Origin of the sequence: Mycobacterium sp. IS-1742 (genome assembly GCF_001500125.1) — a bacterium.
Taxonomy (GTDB): domain Bacteria; phylum Actinomycetota; class Actinomycetes; order Mycobacteriales; family Mycobacteriaceae; genus Mycobacterium.
The window spans coordinates 44,398-65,177 of record NZ_LQIV01000012.1; the positions used below are offsets into that span (position 1 = coordinate 44,398).

At 68.7% G+C, this 20,780-nt stretch carries 19 protein-coding genes and 1 tRNA gene; 6 read left to right on the forward strand and 14 right to left on the reverse strand.

Annotated features, from left to right (window positions below; translation table 11 throughout):
- Positions 1 to 11 precede the first annotated feature (11 nt).
- The 3 genes from AU196_RS26055 to AU196_RS26065 all read right to left on the reverse strand — a co-directional run bounded on the left by AU196_RS26055 (position 12) and on the right by AU196_RS26065 (position 1,732).
- Positions 12 to 416 (reverse strand): hypothetical protein, encoded by a 405-nt coding sequence (locus AU196_RS26055; RefSeq protein ID WP_231737503.1) that lies wholly within the window; start codon positions 414 to 416, stop codon positions 12 to 14.
- A 50-nt stretch (positions 417 to 466) separates the two neighbouring features.
- On the reverse strand, positions 467 to 937 hold the full coding sequence (locus tag AU196_RS26060; RefSeq protein WP_231737504.1) for a hypothetical protein: 471 nt from the start codon (positions 935 to 937) through the stop codon (positions 467 to 469).
- Between the two features lie 606 nt (positions 938 to 1,543).
- Positions 1,544 to 1,732, reverse strand: a complete 189-nt coding sequence (locus AU196_RS26065) for a hypothetical protein (protein WP_231737476.1) — start codon at positions 1,730 to 1,732, stop codon at positions 1,544 to 1,546.
- Between the two features lie 26 nt (positions 1,733 to 1,758).
- Here AU196_RS26065 and AU196_RS26070 point away from each other — a divergent pair, with 26 nt between their 5' ends.
- Positions 1,759 to 2,361, forward strand: coding sequence for a hypothetical protein (locus AU196_RS26070; protein WP_231737479.1), 603 nt, complete (start codon positions 1,759 to 1,761; stop codon positions 2,359 to 2,361).
- Between the two features lie 358 nt (positions 2,362 to 2,719).
- Here the strand turns inward: AU196_RS26070 and AU196_RS08815 are convergent, their stop codons facing one another.
- The 4 genes from AU196_RS08815 to uvrB all read right to left on the reverse strand — a co-directional run bounded on the left by AU196_RS08815 (position 2,720) and on the right by uvrB (position 7,571).
- Complete coding sequence (locus AU196_RS08815; RefSeq protein WP_197415735.1) at positions 2,720 to 3,517, reverse strand: bestrophin-like domain; 798 nt, start codon at positions 3,515 to 3,517, stop codon at positions 2,720 to 2,722.
- A 292-nt stretch (positions 3,518 to 3,809) separates the two neighbouring features.
- Positions 3,810 to 3,880: transfer RNA gene (locus tag AU196_RS08820), tRNA-Cys, on the reverse strand.
- Positions 3,881 to 3,969: 89 nt separating this feature from the next.
- Positions 3,970 to 5,367: an MFS transporter gene (locus AU196_RS08825; protein ID WP_059094733.1), complete on the reverse strand. Its 1,398-nt coding sequence runs from the start codon at positions 5,365 to 5,367 to the stop codon at positions 3,970 to 3,972.
- A gap of 44 nt (positions 5,368 to 5,411) precedes the next feature.
- Positions 5,412 to 7,571 (reverse strand): excinuclease ABC subunit UvrB, encoded by a 2,160-nt coding sequence (gene uvrB / locus AU196_RS08830; RefSeq protein WP_059094734.1) that lies wholly within the window; start codon positions 7,569 to 7,571, stop codon positions 5,412 to 5,414.
- 57 nt (positions 7,572 to 7,628) lie between these two features.
- Between uvrB and AU196_RS08835 the strand changes: the two genes are divergently transcribed.
- Complete coding sequence (locus tag AU196_RS08835) at positions 7,629 to 8,135, forward strand: ribonuclease FAU-1 family protein (RefSeq protein ID WP_197415743.1); 507 nt, start codon at positions 7,629 to 7,631, stop codon at positions 8,133 to 8,135.
- A gap of 10 nt (positions 8,136 to 8,145) precedes the next feature.
- Positions 8,146 to 8,682, forward strand: a complete 537-nt coding sequence (locus AU196_RS08840) for a hypothetical protein (RefSeq protein ID WP_059094736.1) — start codon at positions 8,146 to 8,148, stop codon at positions 8,680 to 8,682.
- Positions 8,683 to 8,686: 4 nt separating this feature from the next.
- On the opposite strand, the gene coaE is transcribed toward AU196_RS08840, so the two are convergent.
- Together coaE and rpsA are read right to left on the reverse strand one after the other, a co-directional pair.
- The gene (gene coaE, locus AU196_RS08845) at positions 8,687 to 9,844 is read right to left on the reverse strand and encodes a dephospho-CoA kinase (RefSeq protein ID WP_059094737.1); all 1,158 of its coding nucleotides are present in this window, start codon (positions 9,842 to 9,844) and stop codon (positions 8,687 to 8,689) included.
- Between the two features lie 76 nt (positions 9,845 to 9,920).
- Entirely contained in the window at positions 9,921 to 11,363 is a 1,443-nt protein-coding gene (gene rpsA / locus AU196_RS08850) for a 30S ribosomal protein S1 (protein ID WP_059094738.1), read from the reverse strand.
- Between the two features lie 156 nt (positions 11,364 to 11,519).
- On the opposite strand from rpsA, the gene AU196_RS08855 reads away from it, so the two are divergent.
- Positions 11,520 to 12,698 carry a PrsW family intramembrane metalloprotease gene (locus tag AU196_RS08855; protein WP_059094945.1) on the forward strand — a complete coding sequence of 393 codons (1,179 nt, stop codon included), beginning with the start codon at positions 11,520 to 11,522 and terminating at the stop codon, positions 12,696 to 12,698.
- Here the strand turns inward: AU196_RS08855 and AU196_RS08860 are convergent.
- Together AU196_RS08860 and polA are read right to left on the reverse strand one after the other, a co-directional pair.
- Positions 12,688 to 13,497: an acyl-CoA thioesterase gene (locus AU196_RS08860; RefSeq protein WP_082695655.1), complete on the reverse strand. Its 810-nt coding sequence runs from the start codon at positions 13,495 to 13,497 to the stop codon at positions 12,688 to 12,690. The genes AU196_RS08855 and AU196_RS08860 overlap by 11 nt on opposite strands.
- Position 13,498: 1 nt before the next feature.
- Positions 13,499 to 16,159: a DNA polymerase I gene (polA, locus tag AU196_RS08865; RefSeq protein WP_197415744.1), complete on the reverse strand. Its 2,661-nt coding sequence runs from the start codon at positions 16,157 to 16,159 to the stop codon at positions 13,499 to 13,501.
- Positions 16,160 to 16,345: 186 nt separating this feature from the next.
- Here polA and AU196_RS08870 point away from each other — a divergent pair, with 186 nt between their 5' ends.
- Together AU196_RS08870 and AU196_RS08875 are read left to right on the forward strand one after the other, a co-directional pair.
- Complete coding sequence (locus AU196_RS08870) at positions 16,346 to 16,813, forward strand: Zn-ribbon domain-containing OB-fold protein (RefSeq protein ID WP_059094741.1); 468 nt, start codon at positions 16,346 to 16,348, stop codon at positions 16,811 to 16,813.
- The gene (locus AU196_RS08875) at positions 16,810 to 18,009 is read left to right on the forward strand and encodes a lipid-transfer protein (RefSeq protein WP_059094742.1); all 1,200 of its coding nucleotides are present in this window, start codon (positions 16,810 to 16,812) and stop codon (positions 18,007 to 18,009) included. The genes AU196_RS08870 and AU196_RS08875 overlap by 4 nt, the downstream gene beginning before the upstream one ends.
- A gap of 20 nt (positions 18,010 to 18,029) precedes the next feature.
- Here the strand turns inward: AU196_RS08875 and AU196_RS08880 are convergent, their stop codons facing one another.
- Genes AU196_RS08880 through AU196_RS08890 form a run of 3 tightly spaced genes read right to left on the reverse strand, consistent with a single transcriptional unit; the run spans position 18,030 to position 20,759 of the window.
- Complete coding sequence (locus AU196_RS08880; protein WP_059094743.1) at positions 18,030 to 18,773, reverse strand: ABC transporter ATP-binding protein; 744 nt, start codon at positions 18,771 to 18,773, stop codon at positions 18,030 to 18,032.
- Positions 18,757 to 19,584 carry an ABC transporter ATP-binding protein gene (locus tag AU196_RS08885; RefSeq protein ID WP_059094744.1) on the reverse strand — a complete coding sequence of 276 codons (828 nt, stop codon included), beginning with the start codon at positions 19,582 to 19,584 and terminating at the stop codon, positions 18,757 to 18,759. Before AU196_RS08885 ends, AU196_RS08880 begins: the two co-directional genes overlap by 17 nt.
- Positions 19,581 to 20,759 carry a branched-chain amino acid ABC transporter permease gene (locus AU196_RS08890; protein ID WP_197415745.1) on the reverse strand — a complete coding sequence of 393 codons (1,179 nt, stop codon included), beginning with the start codon at positions 20,757 to 20,759 and terminating at the stop codon, positions 19,581 to 19,583. The genes AU196_RS08885 and AU196_RS08890 overlap by 4 nt, the downstream gene beginning before the upstream one ends.
- Positions 20,760 to 20,780 lie beyond the last annotated feature (21 nt).

Genomic DNA, 20,780 nt, shown 5'->3' on the forward strand with positions numbered 1-20,780 from the left:
CCGAGGGCAGATCACCAATCGTCGCGACGGTCCGTGGCCGGGCGACCCGCCGGCGTGGCGGCCGGTGCGGCGCTCGCCGACCAGAGCCCGCCGGTCCCGGCGCAGATACCGTCACTGGGCGGCCCGATCTCGGTGGGCAGCGGAACCGGCAGCCCCGGGATCTGCGGAACCGAGATCGTGGGGATGAAGTCCCACGGGCCGTTGGCCGCGGCACCCGGCGCACCGGGCGTCGGAGCTCCCGGCAGCAGGCGGTCGAACACCGCTGCTGCACCCTCGAGCGGCGGGAACACCCCGGGGGGCGTGCCGCCTGCACCGCTGGCCGGCGCACCGGGCGCGGCAGGGTACGGAGGTGTCGGGATGTTGACCGCGGTGGAGCCGCCGGCCGGCGGCGCCGGAGGCGCGGGCGGCGCGACCACGTTCACTGCACCGGAACCACTGGCGGGCGGCGCCGGAGGCGCAGGCGGGGTCACGGCGGGCACCGAAGCCGCTGCCGGCACACCCGGAGCCGGAGGCGCGGGCGGAGCGACGGCGGCAGCCGGTTGCACCACCGCGGCAGGCGGGGCAGGCGGAGCCGGAGGCGCCGCAGCAGCAGCAGGGGCAACCACCGCAGCCGGCGGAGCCGGAGGCGCAGGCGGAGCGACCGCAGCAGCCGGTTGCACCACCGCGGCAGGCGGGGCAGGCGGAGCCGGAGGCGCCGCAGCCGGCTGAACCGCAGCAGCCGGAGGGGCCGGAGGTGCGGGCGGGGCACCCGCTCCACCGGAGCCACCACCCGCAGCGCCCGCGTCACCCGGGGCCGGAGGCGCAACACCCGCAGCTGGCTCAACCACCGCAGCCGGAGGAGCCGGCGGACCCGGAGGCACCGCACCCGCAGCAGGCTCAACCACCGCAGCCGGAGGAGCCGGCGGACCCGGAGGCACCGCACCCGCAGCAGGCTCAACCACCGCAGCCGGAGGAGCCGGCGGACCCGGAGGAGTCACGGCCTCGACGGAATTGGCCGCCGGAACAGCTGACGCCGGCGGAGCCGGAGGCGAGAACCGCTCAACCGTGCTCGTCGACCCACCACCCGGAGCCGGAGGCGCCGGAGGCGTAACGGCCTCGACCGAATTGGCAGCCGGAACAGCCGGCGCCGGCGGAGCCGGAGGCGAGAACCGCTCAACCGTGCTCGTCGACCCACCACCCGGAGCCGGAGGTGCGGGAGGAGTCACATTCTCCACCGAACTCACCGCCGGACCACCCGGAGCCGGAGGCGCCGGAGGAGCCACATTCTCCACCGAACTCACCGCCGGACCACCCGGAGCCGGAGGCGCCGGAGGAGCCACGCCGCTCGAAGAATCGACTGTGGCAGCCGGAGGGGCCGGAGGAGCAGGAGGTGTCACACCCGAAGCAGGCTCCACCACAGCCGCCGGCGGAGCCGGAGGACCAGGAGGCGTCACGCCCCCACCCGAACCACCAGCCGGACCACCCGGAACCGGCGGAGCCGGAGGAGCCACACCCGAAGCAGGCTCCACCACAGCCGCCGGCGGAGCCGGAGGAGCCGGTGGAGCTACACCTGAAGCCGGCTGAACGACACCAGCAGGCGCGGCGGGGGGACCAGCAGGCGCACCCGCCCCACCCGGGCCGCCAGCAGGAGCGCCCGGCGCGGGCGCTGCCGTGCCGGCAGCCGGCTGGACCACACCGACAGGCGGACCAGCAGGCGCACCCGCCCCACCCGAACCGGCCGCCGGGCCGTCACCCGGGGCGCCCGGCGCCGGAGCTGCCGTGCCGGCAGCCGGCTGGACCACACCGGCCGGCGGAGCCGCGGGCGCGGGCGGCGCGCCTGCCCCACCGGAGGTGGCCACCGGAACACCAGGCGCGGCGGGCGCCGGAGGAACTGCGCCGCCCCCGGCGCCGGCCGTGGGCACACCCGGCGCGCCGGGGGCCGGCGGTGTTGCGCCGCTGGCGGTGTCGACACGCGCCGCCGGGGGCACCGGACCGGACGGCGGAGTGAGGCTCTGCGACGAGGTCGTCACCGGCGCACCCGGGACGGGCGGACGAGGCGGTGTCGCGGCGGCGGTGCCGTTGAGCGATCCGGCTGGCGGGATCGCAACCGACGGCGGCCTCGCCGACGCGGTGCCGTTCAACGACCCGGCCGGCGGGATCCCCACCGACGGCGGCGTCGCGCTGGCGATGCCGTTGGTCGATCCGGCCGGTGGGATGGGACCCGCCGGCGGTGCGGTGTTGGTCAGAGCGGAGTTGGCCCCCGGCAGCGTCTGCGGCAGCCGCCCCGGAACGGTCAGCAGCTGCTGCATGATGTTCACGCACGGAACGCCGGGGCTCACTCCCCCAGGCTCAGCGATCGCCGTCGCAGGATTGAACAGCTGAACAATCCAGCAGGCCCCTGCGGTAGCCAGGGCGGTCAAGCCCAATCGGTTCGTGGTCCGCGACATGTTCCCTCAGTTCTCTGTGCGCTTCCTACTGACGCTTGCGTCGGGGGGAACGTATGCCGGTTCAGCGAATTGGCCGTTGCGACAATTCTGGCGTTTATCGAACTGTTGCAAATGAGAAGTGCTTCGGTGACCGGACGCGGGTCAACGCAGGTGAGCAGGGCATCTGCTTCGCAAAGGAAAGGATGTGCTCGAACTCCAGGCCTGGCCATGGGAATTCGTAGACGTATCTCGGCAACGGTTTTGGACGCCAAACGCGCGTCGTGCCGCCCGAACAGCGCGCAACCGTGTACGCGCTACCCGGGTGCGCGCTGAAGGAGGCGGATCACCTGATGCAACGGCTCAGACGACGTCGCGACCTCCCCGACGAATGGATGCGACAACTCCAGCACCAGGAACAGTTGTGCCCCCACGAGTACGCCCAGAATGGCGACCATCGTGTAATGCGTGGCGGCCTTCTCGACGCTGTAGATGATCGCGCACCCCAGGAGCAGGCCGCTCGTGAGGAAGATGACGGCCCACAGGGACCACGGCGGGCCGGTGTCGGTCCGCGCTTGCAAAACACGCTCGGAGCGGGCCTTGCTCATATCGTTGAGGTTGCCGAACGAGGCGGACAAAAGCGCCTTCTGCGCGTCGGCACGGGCTTCGACCTGCTCGTACGCGGCGTAGAGGCGGGTGAGCGCGTCGTCGGCATCAGTCGAGGAACCGCCCTTGGCCGCTTCGTCCCACTCGGTGATCGCGGCCTGCTGGTAGGCCAGCAGACTCTGCCGGATCCGGCTCCGGTCAGGCTCGTCGAACACATGCAGATCCTGGGCGAGTTGAGCGCCCGCGGACCCTTCGGCACGCGCCCTGCTGTCCGCACCGTTGATCTGACCCCAGGTCGCCGACACCACGAAGCCGATGAAGAAGGCGAAGACGAAACCGACGACTCCGAAGGCGAACTTGGTGACATCGTTGTGCTCGTCGCCTCGCAGGTGCGCTGCGAAACGGCGGCGGACGATCCTCTGGACGCCGACTGCCAGGCAAGAGGTGAGCGCTACCATCCCGAGGAGCAGAAGCCACGACGGCACATGACTGACCAACCACAGACTCACCCAGGGCCGCCCATCTCGTCAGGCCCGATCATTCGGCTGACACGGGCTTTTCGACTCTAGGTGCGTGGCGTTGTGCGCGGAGACGAATGGGCGCTTCTCCCGCGCTGTCTCCCCTGCTCACAGGGCGCGGCCCCGCAAGCTGTTCATCGCTTGCGCGGCGCCGGCTCCGACCCTCCGGGCTCAAGCGAGAGACGCTTGCGGGCAGAGCTTTTGAGAGACCATGGCCGTCTGGGAGCGGCCGATGTAGTGCGTGCACTCGTGCCCGCACCGCAACGGCCGGCGGTTTCATCGGAGCGGATGACGGGATTCGAACCCGTGTAAACGGCTTTGCAGGCCGGTGCCTAGCCACTCAGCCACACCCGCGTCGCCATCGACAATGCCGGACGACCGCAATCCTGCCCATCTTTTCGCTCGCCGTGATTCCGACTGCCTCCGTCGAGTGAGCCGTTCGGTCAACGGGTTCGACAACTCCGCGCGGACGCGATGACGCCGATGGCCACGAAGGCCGCGAACACCGCGAACAACCAACGGGCCGCCGTCGCGTTTCCGGCGTCGGTCAGATTGACGACCACACCCGCCAGCCCCGCTCCGAAGGCGCCGCAGATGAGTTGGACGGTGTTGATCGCCGCGGCAGCCGCGGGCCCTTCGTCCGGGTCGTCGACGCGACTCATCGCCCACGCGGACAGATGGGGCCAGGCAATCCCGATGCCGGTACCGGTCACGAGCAGTCCGATCGCCCACAGCGCAGCCCAACCCGGCGACATCTCGTCGCGCAGCGCGACCATGCCGAGCGTCAGACCCGTGGCCATCACGAGCGGAGCCAGAGCGACGGTGCGCACGATGACCCGGGTGCGGCCCAGCGAGGCACTCGCGATCTCGCCGCCGGTCCACCCCACGGAGAGAACCGCGCCGAAGAATCCGGCGACCACCGGCGCCATACCGGCGAGACGCTGCCCGAACAGCGGCACGTACATGTCGACCATGGTGGCGGCCATCAACAGCCCCAGCGTCGCGTAGATCCATTTCAAGGGGCCGCGGCCGAAGGTGCTGGGCGGCAACACCGCAACGGCGGCGCGCCGGTCCACGAGTACGAACACGACCACGATCGCAACCCCCGCCGCGAGCAACCCGGCCGTCGCGCGGATGTCGTGCGGGATTCCCGCCGTGCTGACCACCAGGGCCGCCGCTCCCAGCAACAGCAACGACCACAACGGAATACGCAGGCGTGGTCGATCCGCGTCCGGGCTGTCGACGCGGCCGGGCAGCGCGAACGGCACCAGCACTGCCATCGCGACGGTGAGCGCGACCAACACTCCGAACGCCCACCGCCAACTGCCGAACTGCGCGAAGAGCCCGCCCGCGGCGGGCCCGACCAGGGTGCCCACGCCCCACATGGCGGACACCAATGCCGATGCGCGCGTCCACAATCGGCTCGGCAGCGCGGTGTTGATCACCGCGTACCCGAGGCCGGCGAGTAGCCCACCGGCCGCACCCTGCACCGTGCGCCCGACGAGGAGCAGCTCCATGGTGGGGGCCAGGGCACACCCCAGGCTCCCGGCTGCGAACACGCTCAGACCCGACCAGTACGCCCGCCGCGGACCCAGACGCATCAGCAGCGGGTGAACCGTTGTCGCCGCGATCACCGAGGCGACCAGATACACCGTCGTCACCCACGCGTAGAACCGCTGACCGCCGATGTCGGCGACGGCGCTCGGCATCAGGCTGATGGTGAGGAACTCGTTCGTCGCGTACAGCGCGACACCGCCCGCCAGCACGGTCGACGTACCCAGGTGGGCCGGGCCCAGCAGGTCCCGCCAGGTCGCCACCGAGACGCGCGAGGTGTCAGTCACGCCGCCACGCTAGGAGCTCAAGGGCGGTTGAGGTCAACCCCGCGTCACTTCAGGCCCGCGGCGTCCATACCGCGCAACTCCTTCTTGAGATCCTGGATCTCGTCGCGAATCCGGGCGGCGAGTTCGAACTGCAGGTCGCGCGCCGCAGTCATCATCTGGTCGGTCAGATCCTTGATCAGGTCCGCCAGCTCGGCCCGCGGCATGTTGGTGGTGTCGCGACCCTCGACGATGCCGGCACTGACGGCGCGGCCCGGCTCACCTTGAGCACGCCTGCCTCGTGAGGCGTTGCGGCCCGACCCGCCCACCTCGACGGTCTCGCTGTCGTCGGCTTCGCGGTACACCTGGTCGAGGATGTCGGCGATCTTCTTGCGCAGCGGTTTGGGGTCGATGCCCCGTTCCTCGTTGTAGGCGATCTGTTTGGCCCGGCGACGTTCGGTCTCGTCGATCGCCTCGCGCATCGAGTCGGTGATCTTGTCGGCGTACATGTGCACCTCACCCGACACGTTGCGGGCGGCGCGGCCGATGGTCTGGATGAGGCTGCGCGTCGATCGCAGAAACCCTTCCTTGTCGGCGTCGAGTATCGCCACCAGCGAGACCTCGGGCAGGTCCAGCCCCTCACGCAATAGGTTGATGCCGACCAGGACGTCGTATTCGCCGAGCCGTAGCTGGCGCAGCAACTCGACGCGACGCAGCGTGTCCACCTCGGAATGCAGGTAGCGAACCCGGATCCCCAACTCCAGCAGGTAGTCGGTGAGGTCCTCGGCCATCTTCTTGGTCAGCGTGGTGACCAGCACCCGTTCGTCGAGTTCGGTGCGCTTGCGGATCTCGCCGATCAGGTCGTCGATCTGCCCCTTGGTGGGTTTCACCACCACCTTCGGATCGACCAGGCCCGTCGGGCGGATCACCTGTTCGACGAACTCGCCGCCGGACTGGCTGAGCTCGTAGGGACCCGGTGTGGCCGACAGGTACACCGTCTGGCCGATCCGCGACGCGAACTCCTCCCACGTCAGCGGCCGGTTGTCCACCGCCGACGGCAACCGGAACCCGAAGTCCACCAGGTTGCGCTTGCGCGACATGTCCCCTTCGTACATGCCGCCGATCTGTGGCACCGTCACGTGTGACTCGTCGATGACGAGCAGGAAATCCTCCGGGAAGTAGTCGAGCAGCGTCGCCGGGGCCGATCCGGCGGGACGCCCGTCGATGTGGCGCGAGTAGTTCTCGATGCCGGAGCAGAACCCGACCTGGCGCATCATCTCGATGTCGTAGTTGGTGCGCATCCGCAGCCGCTGGGCTTCGAGCAGCTTGCCCTGGCCCTCGAGCTCGGCCAGCCGGTCCTCGAGTTCCTTCTCGATCGTCGAGATGGCCTGCGCCATCCGTTCCGGGCCGGCGACGTAGTGGGTCGCGGGGAAGATCCGCAGCGAATCGACCCTGCGGACGATGTCGCCGGTCAGCGGGTGCAGGTAGTACAGCGCCTCCACCTCGTCACCGAAGAACTCGATGCGCACCGCGAGCTCCTCGTAGGACGGGATGATCTCGACGGTGTCCCCGCGCACCCGGAAGGTCCCGCGGGTGAACGCCATGTCGTTGCGGGTGTACTGCACGTCGACGAGGAGCCTCAACAGCCCGTCGCGCGGCACCTCGTCGCCCACCTTCAGCTCGACCGACCGGTCCATGTAGGACTGCGGCGTGCCCAGACCGTAGATGCAGGACACCGACGCGACCACGACCACGTCACGCCGCGACAGCAGGCTCGACGTCGCGGAGTGCCGGAGCCGCTCCACGTCGTCGTTGATCGAGCTGTCCTTCTCGATGTAGGTGTCCGTCTGGGCGATGTACGCCTCGGGCTGGTAGTAGTCGTAGTACGACACGAAGTACTCGACGGCGTTGTGCGGCAACATCTCCCGCAGTTCGTTCGCGAGCTGGGCGGCCAGTGTCTTGTTGGGCGCCATCAGCAGTGTCGGCCGTTGCAGCCGTTCGATCAGCCACGCGGTGGTCGCCGACTTGCCGGTACCGGTCGCGCCGAGGAGGACGACGTCACGCTCCCCCGCCCGGATGCGCCGCTCCAGCTCGTCGATCGCCGCGGGTTGGTCACCGGCGGGCTGGTAGGGACTGACCACCTCGAACCGGTTGCCGGTACGCACCATCGCCTCGACAGGGCGGTACTCGGAGTGCGCGAGCACTGGGTGTTCGGTAGCGAAAGCCATTTCACCAGGGTAGAACCAGCCACCGACAACCTCTTGTTCCCGGTTCTATGCTGAGGTATCCACCCACCCAAACACGAGACGTTCGACCTGCTCGCCTGCACGAACACCGACCCCAAGGGCATCGTGCGGGCCGTCGACGTCTATTCGGTGGAACCCTGGGGGCTCTACATGGCCCGTCCGACACCCGGTCGCGCGCAGTTCCACTATCTCGAGTCGTGGCTGTTGCCGTCGCTGAACCTGCGGGCCTCGGTGTTCCACTTCAATCCGGGGTTCGAGAAAGATCAGGACTTCTACCTCGACGTCGGCAGCTACTCGCCGGGCCCACACCGGTGGACGGCAGAGGACCACTACCTCGACCTCGTGCTGCGGACCGGTGTCGGGGCGGAGTTGTGCGACGTCGACGAACTCCTCACCGCGGTCCGGCACAACCTGCTCAGCGCAGAGGTGGGCGAACGGGCCGTGCAGACGGCCGTGAGCACCGTCGACGGACTGGCGCGGCACGACTACGACCTGCACCGCTGGCTTGCCGGCAACGGTATGGTCCTGTCGTGGCGGACATTGTAAGGTCATCTACATGAACTCCGGAATGCGCGGATTGGCCGCGGGCGCCGTGGCCGCGGCCGTCGTCGGTGGCTTTCAGTTAAGTCCCGCCGTCGCCGTCGCCGACCCGGATGTTCAGCCGCAACCGGTCGCCCAGGAGAGCCCGCAGGTGCTCCGCAACGTCGTCTACCGGGCCCGGATCGACGGCGTGTCCCGCGGCGCCACCATCACCTACAGCGCCGAGAACGACCAGACGCTGACGGCCAACCCGACGATGGTGCCGGGCCGGGTGTTCGAGGTGAACACGGTCCTGCCGGAGACCGGTGTCGCCACGATGAAGGTGTCGGTGCAGTGGCCGTACTCGGCGAACCTGCACTGCGAGATCCTCGTCGACGACCAGATCGTCGCTCAAGCCGACGATTTCATCGCCCCGCGCTTCCTGCCGCAGGATCCCGATTACGCCGCGCTGACGTGTGAGGCGCCGGTCGCGATGCAGGCGCCCGCGCCGGCCGACCCCGCTGCCCCGGTCGATCCCGCCGCACCCGTCGAGCCGCCTGCCCCGGTCGCCTGACCGCTCAGGGCCGCCAACCGGTCGCCTCCGCCCACGCCAATGCCTTCGGGTACGCCTCGGCGAACCAGGGTTCCTTGGCGTCCGCGTAGTCCGGCGCACTCAGCGCCGCCCGCTTCACCTGCGCATAGTCCTCCCGCGCCTCGGGATTCGCGGTCAACCACGCCGGGAACAGCAGCGCGAACCGCTGATTCGGCCAACCCTCGACGCGCAGATGAACGTAGGCGGGACGGCCCGGATCGGCCGCGCCGTGCACCCGCTTACCCCACCGTCCGGTGTCGTCGTGCGCCGCGTCGGAGTCATGGTCCGGAATGTGCGGGTAGCCCACGGCGGTCAGCGCCCCGGCCATCTCGTCGGCGTCCTCGAGCGAGGCCACCGTCACCTGGATGTCGATGACGTCCTTGGCGTCGAGTCCGCCGACCGAGGTGGATCCGACATGGTCCGCCCGCAGCACCCTCGCCCCGGCCGCCGCCTTGACGCGGTTGATGATCCGCTGTGCGTCGGCCGCCCAGGCCGGGTTGTGCGGCACCAACCGGGGCGCGGGACGCACCACCTTCCCGGTGCGGATGTTCTCCGCGAGCGGCAGGACCCGGTCGAACCAGAGCTGCCTCGCCTTCTCGACGAGTTGGTCCTGGGTGCCCGAATTGTCCAGCAGCACATCGGCGATGGCGCGTCGCTGCTCATCGGACGCCTGTGCCTTCATCCGCGCCCGGGCGTCATGCTCGGGCAGTCCGCGGTTGATGAGGCGGGTGACGCGGGTTTCCTCGTCGGCCCACACCACGACGACGAGCGGGAAAAAGGGCGCCATCCCGGTTTCCACCAGCAACGGGATGTCCTCGACCACGACGGTGCCGTCGGCGACCGAGTCGATGATCTCCTGCCGGCGCTTGCCCACCAGCGGATGCACGATACCGTTCAGGATGGCGCGCTGTTCGTCGTCCTGAAAAGCCTTGGCGGCCAGGGCGGGCCGGTTCAGGGCACCGTCGGGCAGCAGGATGTCCTCACCGAACGCCTCGACGAGTGCCGCCAGGCCCTCGGTGCCCGGCGCGACGACCTCCCGGGAGATGACGTCACCGTCGACGATGACCCCGCCGCAGTCGGCGAAGGTCGAGGACACGGTCGACTTGCCCGCCCCGATGCCGCCGGTCAATCCAATTCTCAGCACCGCACCAGTCTGTCAGGGCCCGGATACGGCGAACGCCCCGGCTCGCGGTGAGCCGGGGCGTTCGTCGAGATGGCTGCTAGGCGTTGCCGGCCAGCTTCTCCCGCAGTGCGGCGAGCTGGGCGTCGCTGGCGAGCGTGCCGCCGCTGGATTCACCCTCCGAGCGCGACGAGCCGTTCGACACCGGACGCGCGGCCTCTTCGGCCTCGGCCGCGGCGAACTTCTCCATCTGCGCGGTGTGCATCTTGTGCCGGCGCTCGGCCTCGGCGTAGCGGGACTCCCACTCCTCACGCTGCTTCTCGAAACCCTCGAGCCATTCGTTGGTCTCGGAGTCGAAGCCCTCGGGGAAGATGTAGTTGCCCTGCTCGTCGTAGCTGTCGGCCATGCCGTACTTCGAGGGGTCGAACTCCTCGGTGTAGTCCTCGTTGGCCTGCTTGAGCGACAGCGAGATCCGGCGACGCTCCAGGTCGATGTCGATGACCTTGACCATCGCGTCGTCGCCGACCTGGACCACCTGGTCCGGAACCTCGACGTGGCGCTCGGACAGCTCGGAGATGTGCACCAGGCCCTCGATGCCCTCCTCGACGCGGACGAACGCGCCGAACGGCACCAGCTTGGTGACCTTGCCCGGCACGATCTGGCCGATCGCGTGGGTGCGGGCGAAGTGGCGCCACGGATCTTCCTGAGTCGCCTTGAGCGACAGCGAAACCCGCTCGCGGTCCATGTCGACGTCGAGCACCTCGACGGTGACCTCGTCGCCGACGGTGACGACCTCGGACGGATGATCGATGTGCTTCCAGGACAGCTCGGAGACGTGCACCAGGCCGTCGACGCCGCCGAGGTCGACGAACGCGCCGAAGTTGACGATCGACGACACGACACCCTTGCGGATGGCGCCCTTCTGCAGCTGGTTCAGGAACTCGCTGCGCACCTCGGACTGGGTCTGCTCCAGCCAGGCGCGGCGGCTCAGCACCACGTTGTTGCGGTTCTTGTCGAGCTCGATGATCTTGGCCTCGATCTCCTTGCCGATGTACGGCTGCAGATCGCGGACCCGACGCATCTCGACCAGGGAGGCGGGCAGGAAGCCGCGCAGGCCGATGTCGAGGATCAGGCCGCCCTTGACGACCTCGATGACGGTGCCCTTGACGGCCTCGTCCTTTTCCTTGAGCTCTTCGATGGTGCCCCAGGCGCGCTCGTACTGCGCCCGCTTCTTGGACAGGATCAGGCGGCCTTCCTTGTCCTCCTTGGTGAGGACCAGGGCTTCCACCTCGTCGCCGACGGACACAACCTCATTGGGGTCGACGTCGTGCTTGATGGAGAGCTCGCGGGAAGGGATGACGCCTTCGGTCTTGTAACCGATGTCTAGGAGTACTTCGTCGCGATCGACCTTGACGATCGTCCCCTCGACGATGTCGCCATCGTTGAAGTATTTGATGGTCTTGTCGATGGCGGCGAGGAAATCCTCAGCCGAGCCGATGTCGTTGACGGCTACTTGCGGCGAGGTGACGGAGGGACTTGGCATGTGGTGGGTTGCTCCGGACAGGTTTACTCGTAGGTACAGGTGATTGGTTGGTGACCTGAGATCGCGCACACAGGTACCTGTTGAGCCTACTCGACTCGGTCCATGCAGGACAAACCCGGATCATCGCCGCCCGCCTGTTCCGGCTAACCTGCTGTGGTGTCCCCGGTCGGCACCCCGCCTCCCCCGCATCTGCCCGTTTCGCCGTGGGCCCGGCAGGTCCGCAAGGTCGGCGCCCCGCTGGGGCTGCTCATTGCGCTCGGGACCCTCGCCGGCCTCCTCGTCATCCTGCTGACCGCGGTCAACCCGGTCGGCACGGCGGTCGGGTTCGTCCTGTCGAGCATCGCGATGGCCGTCGTCGTGCTCGCGTACCTGTGGCTGGACCGATGGGAGCCCGAACCACCACGACTCTTGGTGTTCGCGTTCATCTGGGGGACGTCGGCGGCCGTCGTCATCTCCGCGGTGCTGCAGGTGTTCCTCGAGGTATGGCTCAACCCCACAGTCGGCACCGCCGACTCCGGCACCAGCCCGCTGACGCTGGTTTTGGGCGCCCCGCTCACCGAGGAGGCCGCCAAGGGCCTGTTCCTGCTCATCATGATGACCGGCGCGCGCCGCAACGAGATGAACTCGCTGACCGACTGCCTGGTGTACGCCGGCCTGGTCGGCGCGGGTTTCGCGTGGCTCGAGGACATCCTCTACATCGCCAACGGCGAATCGCTGGCCGATTCGCTGCTGACCGCCGCGCTGCGGTTGATCATGGCGCCGTTCGCGCACTCGCTGTTCACGACGGTGTTCGCGATCGGGGTGTGGTTCGCCCTGCACCGCCGCGACGCCGCCGCGCGAGCCGGCTTCCTTCTGCTCGGCTACGCCGGGGCGGTGCTGCTGCACGCCATGTGGAACGGTTCGTCGCTGCTCGGTGTCCAGGCGTACTTCGGCCTGTACGTGTTCTGGATGATGCCGATCTTCGGGCTGGCGATCGTGCTGGCGGTCCGGAGCCGCCGCCGGGAACAGCGGATCGTCGCGGCCAAACTCCCCGGCATGGTGGCCGCGGGACTGGTGACGCCCGGTGAGGCGGCATGGCTGGGTTCCCTCCGCAGCCGCAACCTGGCCATCGCGGAAGCGAGGCGGTTCGGTGGCAAACAGGGCGGCGAGTCGGTGAAGCGGTTCGCCCATCAGGTCGTCGAGCTGGCGTTCGTCCGCGACCGCATCGACCGCGGTTTCGGTGACCCCCGCGTGATCGGACTCCTGCACGAGGAGACCTACGCGCTGTACGCGGCCAGGGCCGCATCGCCGGCGCTGCAGTCGATGGCCGGCTACCGCTCGACACTCAGGCCTTGAAGTACACCAACTGGTGCGTGGTGACGAGCAGTTCGCCCGTCCTGCTCCACAACTCGGCCGACTGATCGAAGTACCCGCGCGCGAACCGGTTGGCGCGGGCGCTGGCCAGCACGTAGTCACCACCGACCGCGTCGAGGGCCTCGGAGTCGGCGTGGAAGTACGTCGTCAGCGTGATCGTCCCGGCGGGCGAGACCGCGCCGCGCCGCAGGAACACCCGGGGATAGAAGATGTCGCTCATCGCCGCCAGCGACGCGAAGTCCAGCCCGCGCCCGCGGCGGTCGCGCGCCCACAGCGTGGTCATCGACGATGGCGCCGTGCCCGCCCCGGCGCCGGGGACCCCACCGTCGACGTAGCGCATCTCGTAGTTTCGCGCCCAGACGATCATGTCGGGCAGTCCGGATTCGGCGACCCCGTCGGGCTCCGGCACGGTCGGCATCGTCTGTTCGGTGTCCGACCAGGTGTCGCGGCGACTTCCGAAGACCGCGGTCGCGTTGGTCGTGACCACCCCGTCCTGCCAGAGCTCGATGAGCCAATGCTGGTTCGTCCTGTTGGTCCGGATGCACCGCACGCCGACGTCGAAGGAACCGTCGGCGACGGGGGCGGCGAAATTGACTGTGAGCGAGAGCGGTTCACCGATCCGGTCCTGCTGCATCTCGACTGCCCGCAGCAGCACGGCCGCGGTCATGCCGCCGAATGGGCCGACCATGTTGGCCCAGTCCGCCCGGGTGTGGCCGCGCCACCGGCCGGGTTCGTCTGCGGGTTCAAGTGCGACGGCCTCGTCGAACGGGTGCGACGCCACGTCAGTGCGCCGCCGCGTCCCAGCTGCGGCCGTACCCGACACTGACCTCGAGCGGTACGTCGAGCGCGTATGCGCCGCCCATCTTGTCGCGGACCAGCTCTTCGAGCGTGTCGCGCTCGCCGTCGGCCACCTCGAAGAGCAGCTCGTCGTGCACCTGCAGCAGCATCCGCGACGAGAGCCCGGCGTCCTTGATCGCCTGATCGACATTGATCATCGCGACCTTGATGATGTCGGCGGCGCTGCCCTGGATCGGGGCGTTGAGCGCGGCCCGCTCCGCGGCCTCGCGCACGTTGCGATTGCTGCTGTCCAGTTCGGGCAGGTAGCGGCGGCGACCGAACACCGTCGAGGTGTAACCGTCCTTGCGGGCCTGGTCGACGACGTCGCGCAGGTAGTCGCGGATGCCGCCGAACCGGGCGAAGTACTGGTCCATCTGGACCTTGGCCTCTTCGGTGGAGATCTTGAGCTGCGCGGCCAACCCGTAGGCGCTCAGCCCGTAGGCCAGGCCGTAGGACATCGCCTTGACGCGGCGGCGCAGATCCGGCGTCACCTCGTCGATCGGCACGTCGAACGCGCGGGACGCGACGAACGAGTGCAGATCCTCGCCGGTGTTGAAGGCCTCGATCAGGCCGGCGTCCTGCGAGAGGTGCGCCATGATGCGCATCTCGATCTGGCTGTAGTCGGCGGTCATCAGCTCGGTGTAACCCGTGCCGACCACGAAGGCGTCGCGGATGCGCCGGCCAGCCTCGGTGCGGATCGGGATGTTTTGCAGGTTCGGTTCGGTCGAGGACAGTCGGCCGGTCGCGGCGATGGTCTGATTGAACGTGGTGTGGATGCGCCCGTCCGAGGCCACGGAGTTCAGGAGCCCGTCGACGGTGACCTTGAGCCGGGTGGCGTCGCGGTGGGCCAGCAGGTGCTGCAGGAACGGATGACCGGTCTTGTCGAAAAGCGACTGCAGTGCGTCGGCGTCGGTGGTGTACCCGGTCTTCGTCTTCTTCGTCTTCGGCATCTCGAGTTCGTCGAACAGCACCGTCTGCAGCTGTTTCGGGGAACCGAGATTGATCTGCTTGCCGATCACCGCGTAGGCCGCCTCGGCGGCGTCGCGGATCAGGTCGGCGAATTCGCTCTGGAGCTGCCGCAGCTGGTCGACGTCGACGGCGATGCCGATGTGCTCGATCTCGGCGAGCACCCGCTGCACCGGCAACTCCATCCGGCCCAGGAGCGAGGACGAGTCGATGCGGGCCAGTTCCTCGTCGAGGGCGTCGGCGAGGTCGAGCACCGCGACGGCACGCAGAATCAGCGTCTGGACCGCTTGATCGTCGCCGCCCTCACTGTCGTCGAGGAGTGAGAGTTGTTGCTGCGCAGGGTTGTCCGCGCGCAGTTCGCGACGCAGGTAACGCAGGGAGAGGTCATCGAGGCTGAAGCTGCGTTGCCCGGGCCGCACCAGGTAGGCGGCCAACGCCGTGTCGGAGGTGACCCCCGCGAGCTTCCAGCCGCGGCCGGCGAGGTCGTGCATGGCGAGCTTGGCTTCGTGCAGCGCCTTCGGCGGGCCGGGGTCGGCCAGCCACGACGCCAACGCCGCCTCGTCGTCCGGGTCGAGGGAGGACGTGTCGATGTAGCGGCCGTCGCCATCGGCGGCGACGATGGCCAGCGCGGTGGCGTCGGCGTCGTAGGCGAGGTGGGTGCCGACGACCGCGAGCCCGAACCGGTTCCCGAGGCTGTGTTCGGAGAGCCAGGCCGCGAGTTCGCCGCGCTCGAGCGCCTTGCCCCGCACGTCGAAGCCGTGCTCGACCTCGGGCTCGACGGACGCCAGCGTCTCGAACAGGCGGTCGCGCAGCACCCGGAACTCGAGGTCGTCGAACAGCCGGTGGATCTGGTCGCGGTCCCAGGTCTGCATGCGCAGCGTGTCGGGGGTGTGCGGTAGCGGGACGTCCTTGACGAGGTCGGTGAGCTCTCGGTTGAGCACCACGTGGGACAGGTTCGCCCGCAGCGCGTCGCCGACCTTGCCCTTGACCTGGTCGACGTTGTCGACCAGGGCCTGCAGCGACCCGTATTCGGCGATCCACTTGGTCGCCGTCTTCTCCCCCACACCGGGAATGCCGGGCAGGTTGTCGCTCGGATCACCCCGCAGCGCCGCGAAGTCGGGGTACTGCTGCGGCGTCAGCCCGTACTTCTCGAGCACCGCATCCGGGGTGAAACGGGTCAGTTCACTGACGCCCTTGCGCGGGTAGAGCACGGTCACGTCGTCGCTGACGAGTTGCAGCGCGTCGCGGTCACCCGTCACGACGAGCACCCGGTAACCCTCCGTCTCGGCCTGCGTGGCGAGCGTGGCGATGATGTCGTCGGCCTCGAAGCCGGGTTCGGCCAGCACGGCGATGCCCAGCGCGACGAGCACCTCTTTGGTGATGTCGATCTGCCCGCGGAACTCGTCGGGTGTGGACGAGCGCCCGGCCTTGTATTCGGGGTACTTGTCGACGCGGAACGTCTGGCGGGAGACGTCGAAGGCGGCGGCCACGTGGGTGGGCTGCTCGTCGCGGAGCAGGTTGATGAGCATCGCGGTGAATCCGTAGACCGCGTTGGTGGTCAGCCCGCCCTGGGTCTTGAAGTTCTCCGCAGGCAGTGCGTAGAAGGCGCGATAGGCCAGTGAGTTGCCGTCCAGCAGCATCAATGTCGGCTTGTCGTCCGCCTTCGTGGCGGCCGTCTTCTTGGCTGCGGAGGTGCTGACTGGGCTCACGGGCACAACTCTAGGCACCCGCGGTGACATACAGGCGCTCGCGGGGCCATGCCGACACCGTCGCCCGCTGACTGGAACACGTTTCAGTTTTGCCGGTCATCTGGGTACGCTGACCGCGTGTCAGCAGCTTCCACGCAACCGGCGATCGACGGCTGGTTCGGTACCGACGGGTCCGGTGAGGCCTATCTGATCGGCGGCAAATGCCATCAGTGCGGGACCTTCGTCTTTCCCCCGCGAGCGAACAACTGCCCCAACCCCGCCTGCGACGGCGACGACCTCGCCCAGGTCCCGTTGTCCCGGCGCGGAAAGCTGTGGAGCTACACCGAGAACCGGTACGCCCCACCCCCGCCGTATCCGTCCCCCGAACCGTTCGCACCCTTCGCCGTCGCCGCGGTCGAACTGGCCGACGAGGGCCTGATCGTGCTCGGCAAGGTGGTCGAGGGAACGCTTGCCGCCGATCTGAAGGTCGGCATGGAGATGGAACTGACGACCATGCCGCTCTACATCGGCGACGACGGCGTCGAACGGATCGTGCACGCCTGGAGGATCGCGGACGCGAGGAGCGGGGAAGGTCGAGCCCGATGAGCCCCGAACCCGTCTACATCCTCGGCGCCGGTATGCACCCATGGGGCAAGTGGGGCAACGACTTCACCGAGTACGGCGTGGTCGCCGCCCGCGCCGCGCTGGCCGAGGCCGGGCTCGACTGGCGCCAGATCCAGCTGGTGGCCGGCGCCGACACCATCCGCAACGGGTACCCCGGGTTCGTCGCCGGATCGACGTTCGCCCAGAAACTGGGGTGGAACGGCGTGCCCGTCACCTCGAGTTACGCCGCGTGCGCCAGCGGATCGCAGGCGCTGCAGAGCGCCCGCGCGCAGATCCTCGCCGGATTCTGTGATGTCGCGCTGGTGATCGGCGCGGACACCACGCCGAAGGGGTTCTTCGCCCCGGTCGGCGGCGAGCGCAAGAACGACCCCGACTGGCAGCGCTTCCATCTCATCGGCGCCACCAACACCGTCTACTTCGCGATGCTCGCGCGCAGGCGGATGGATTTGTACGGCGCCACGCTCGAGGATTTCGCCGCGGTGAAGGTCAAGAACGCCCGCCACGGCCTCGACAACCCGAACGCCCGCTACCGCAAGGAAAGCTCCGTCGAGGACGTTCTGGCCAGCCCGGTCGTGTCCGATCCGCTCCGGCTGCTGGACATCTGCGCGACGTCCGACGGCGCGGCGGCGCTCATCGTGGCCAGCAGGTCGTTCGCCGAGAAGCACCTCGGCTCGGTCGAGGGTGTGCCCTCGGTGCGCGCGGTGAGCCTGCAGACACCGCAGTACCCGCAGCACCTGCCCGAACTTCCGGACATCGCCACCGATTCGACGGCCGTGGTGCCGGCACCCGAGCGGGTGTTCAAGGACCAGATCCTCGACGCGGCCTACGCGGAAGCCGGGATCGGCCCGGAGGATCTGAGCGTCGCCGAGGTCTACGACCTCTCCACCGCACTGGAACTCGACTGGTACGAGCACCTCGGGCTGTGCCCGAAGGGCGAGGCCGAGCAGCTGTTGCGCAGCGGCGCCACGACGATCGGCGGCCGGATCCCGGTCAACCCGTCGGGCGGGTTGGCGTGCTTCGGTGAGGCCATCCCGGCGCAGGCGATCGCCCAGGTCTGCGAGTTGACCTGGCAGCTCAAGGGTCAGGCCACCGGCAGGCAGGTCGAGGGCGCGAAGGTCGGCGTGACCGCGAACCAGGGTTTGTTCGGCCACGGCTCATCGGTGGTCGTCGCGCGGTAAGCCGCCCCGGGTCCGGTGGCTCAGGCGACACCGAGATACGCGGCGCGGACGCTGTCGTCGTGCAGCAGTTCGCGCGCGTTCCCGGTTCGCGTCACCTCGCCGGTCTCGAGGATGTAGGCACGGTCCGAGCGGGACAGCGCCTGCTGTGCGTTCTGTTCGACCAGCAGCACCGTCGTGCCCTGGGCGTTGATGTCGGCGATGATCTTGAAGATCTGCGAGATCACCATCGGCGCAAGCCCCATCGACGGCTCGTCGAGGAGCAGCACCTTGGGCCGGGCCATCAGCGCCCGCCCGATCGCCAGCATCTGCTGCTCGCCGCCGGACAACGTGCCGCCGACCTGCGAGCGCCGCTCCGCCAGCCGCGGAAACGTCTCGAACACCCAGTCCAACCGCTCGCGATGCTCGGCCTTGGTGGCGAATTTTCTTGCGTAGCAGCCCATCTCGAGGTTCTCGGTCACGGTCATCCCGGGGAACACGCCACGCCCCTCGGGAGCCTGGATCAGACCGTCCGCGACCCGGCGGTGCGCCTTCACCCGTGAGACGTCTGTGCCGTCGAACCACACCGAACCCGAGGTGAGCGGGCGCAGGCCCGAGATGGCCCGCATCATGGTGGTCTTCCCCGCGCCGTTGGACCCCAGCAGCGTGACCAACTCGCCCTCGTGCACCTTGATCGAAACCCCGTGCAGCGCCCGGATCCGGCCGTAGTGCACGACGATGTCGCGGACCTCCAGCAGGACCTTGCGCGGCTCAGTTGATTTCGTCATCAGGCACTCCCAGGTAGGCGGCGATGACCTTCGGGTCCTCGCGGATCTCGGCAGGCAGCCCGTCGGCGATCTTGCGGCCGAACTCCAGAACGACGATCCGGTCGGTCACACCCATGACCAGCCGCATGTCGTGCTCGATGAGCAGCACGGTGTAACCGTCGTCGCGGATCTTGCGGATCAGCTCGATCAGCGCGGCCTTCTCTGCGGGGTTGAAGCCGGCAGCGGGTTCGTCCAGGCACAGCAGTTTGGGTTCGGTGGCCAGCGCGCGGGCGATCTCCAGCCGCCGCTGATCGCCGTAGGACAGGTTCTTCGCCTTCTCCTCGCCGCGGTGCGCGATGCCCACGAAGTGAAGTAATGCAGCCGCTCTTTCGATCGCCGACTTCTCCTCCCGGCGGTGCCGGGGTGTGCGGATCAAGGCCCCCGGCACCGACGTCAGGTGCCGCGCATCGGTGCCGACCATGACGTTCTCCAGCGCCGTCATCTCCCCGAAGAGCCGGATGTTCTGGAACGTCCTGGCGATACCGCGCCGGGTGATCTGGTGGCGTTTGATGCGGCCGAGCGGCTTACCGTCGAACGTCACCGAACCCGAACTGGGGCGGTAGACACCGGTGATGGCGTTGAAGCAGGTGGTCTTGCCCGCACCGTTGGGACCGATCAACCCGAGGATCTCGCCGCGCCGGATGTCGAAGGTCACCGAGTCCAGTGCGGTCAGCCCGCCGAACTTCACGGTGAGGTCATGGGTCTGCAGCAGGGTCTCACCCTCGGCAGCCTCGATATCGCGGTGCACACCGGAGAGTTCCTCGATCGTCATCGCGTCGCCCCCTCGTTCTCGCCGGACGCGCGACGCAACAGGTCGCGCGCCGCCTTGCCGTAAGTGAGCAGTTGCTGGCGCGCCGGGAACAGGCCCTGCGGCCGGAAGATCATCAGCACCACCAGGGCCAGTCCGAAGAACAGGTACTTCAGGTCGCCAAGGTTGATGCCGAGGAAGTGCACGCCCAGAAGGCGATTCGGCAGGTAGACGATGATGAACGCGCCGAAGATCACGCCCAGCTTGTTGCCCTGCCCGCCGAGGACGACAGCGCACAGGAACAGCATCGAGTTGATGATGTTGAACGTCGGCGGCGCCACGTACTGAACCTGCCCGGCATACAGCGCCCCGGAGAGCCCGCCGATCGCGGCGCCGATGACGAACGCCCACAGCTTGAAGCGGAAGGTGTTGACCCCCATGACCTCCGCCGCGTCCTCGTCCTCGCGGACCGCGACCCACGCCCGACCCACCCGGCTGCGTTCGAGGTTGCCGACCAGCAGCAGGATGGCCACGATCAACACCAGGCCGAGCCAGAACCACCAGGTGCCGTAGTTCGCCTCGCCCGTCGAATTGGCCCGGGAGAACACGCCTTCGGGGAGCCGCTCGCTCTCCCCCACGCGCGGGTACTCGACCTCGTTGAGGCCGCGGGGGCCGTTGGTGATGTCGGAGAGGTTGTCGGCGAGCAGGCGGATGATCTCGCCGAACCCGAGCGTGACGATCGCCAGATAGTCACCGCGCAACCGCAGTGTCGGGGTGCCCAGGATGAGCCCCGCGAGCGCGGTCACGGCCATCGCCAGGGGCACACACGCCAGCCACGCCCAGTCCGTCGTCAGCCAGCCACCGGGACCGGCCTGGTTCCACGGGCTGCTGGGGCTGGTCAGGAGCGCGACGGTGTAGGCGCCGACGGCGTAGAAGCCGACATAGCCCAGATCGAGCAGACCTGCCTGGCCCACAACGACATTGAGGCCGATCGCGATGATCGCCACCATCGCGAACTGGGCCATCGTGCCACCGAAGCTGATGCCGGGTGTGTTGAGGAACGGCGGGGTGAACAGCGGCAACAGGGCCAGCACGCCGAACACCAGCACCCCGAACAGCCACTTCATCGGCCGGCTCAGGCTCGCCCACCAGGCGCGTAGGCCGTCACCGGGCGCGAGCAGCTTGTCCATCCTCGTCATGGGCGCCCGCGTCGCACCCCG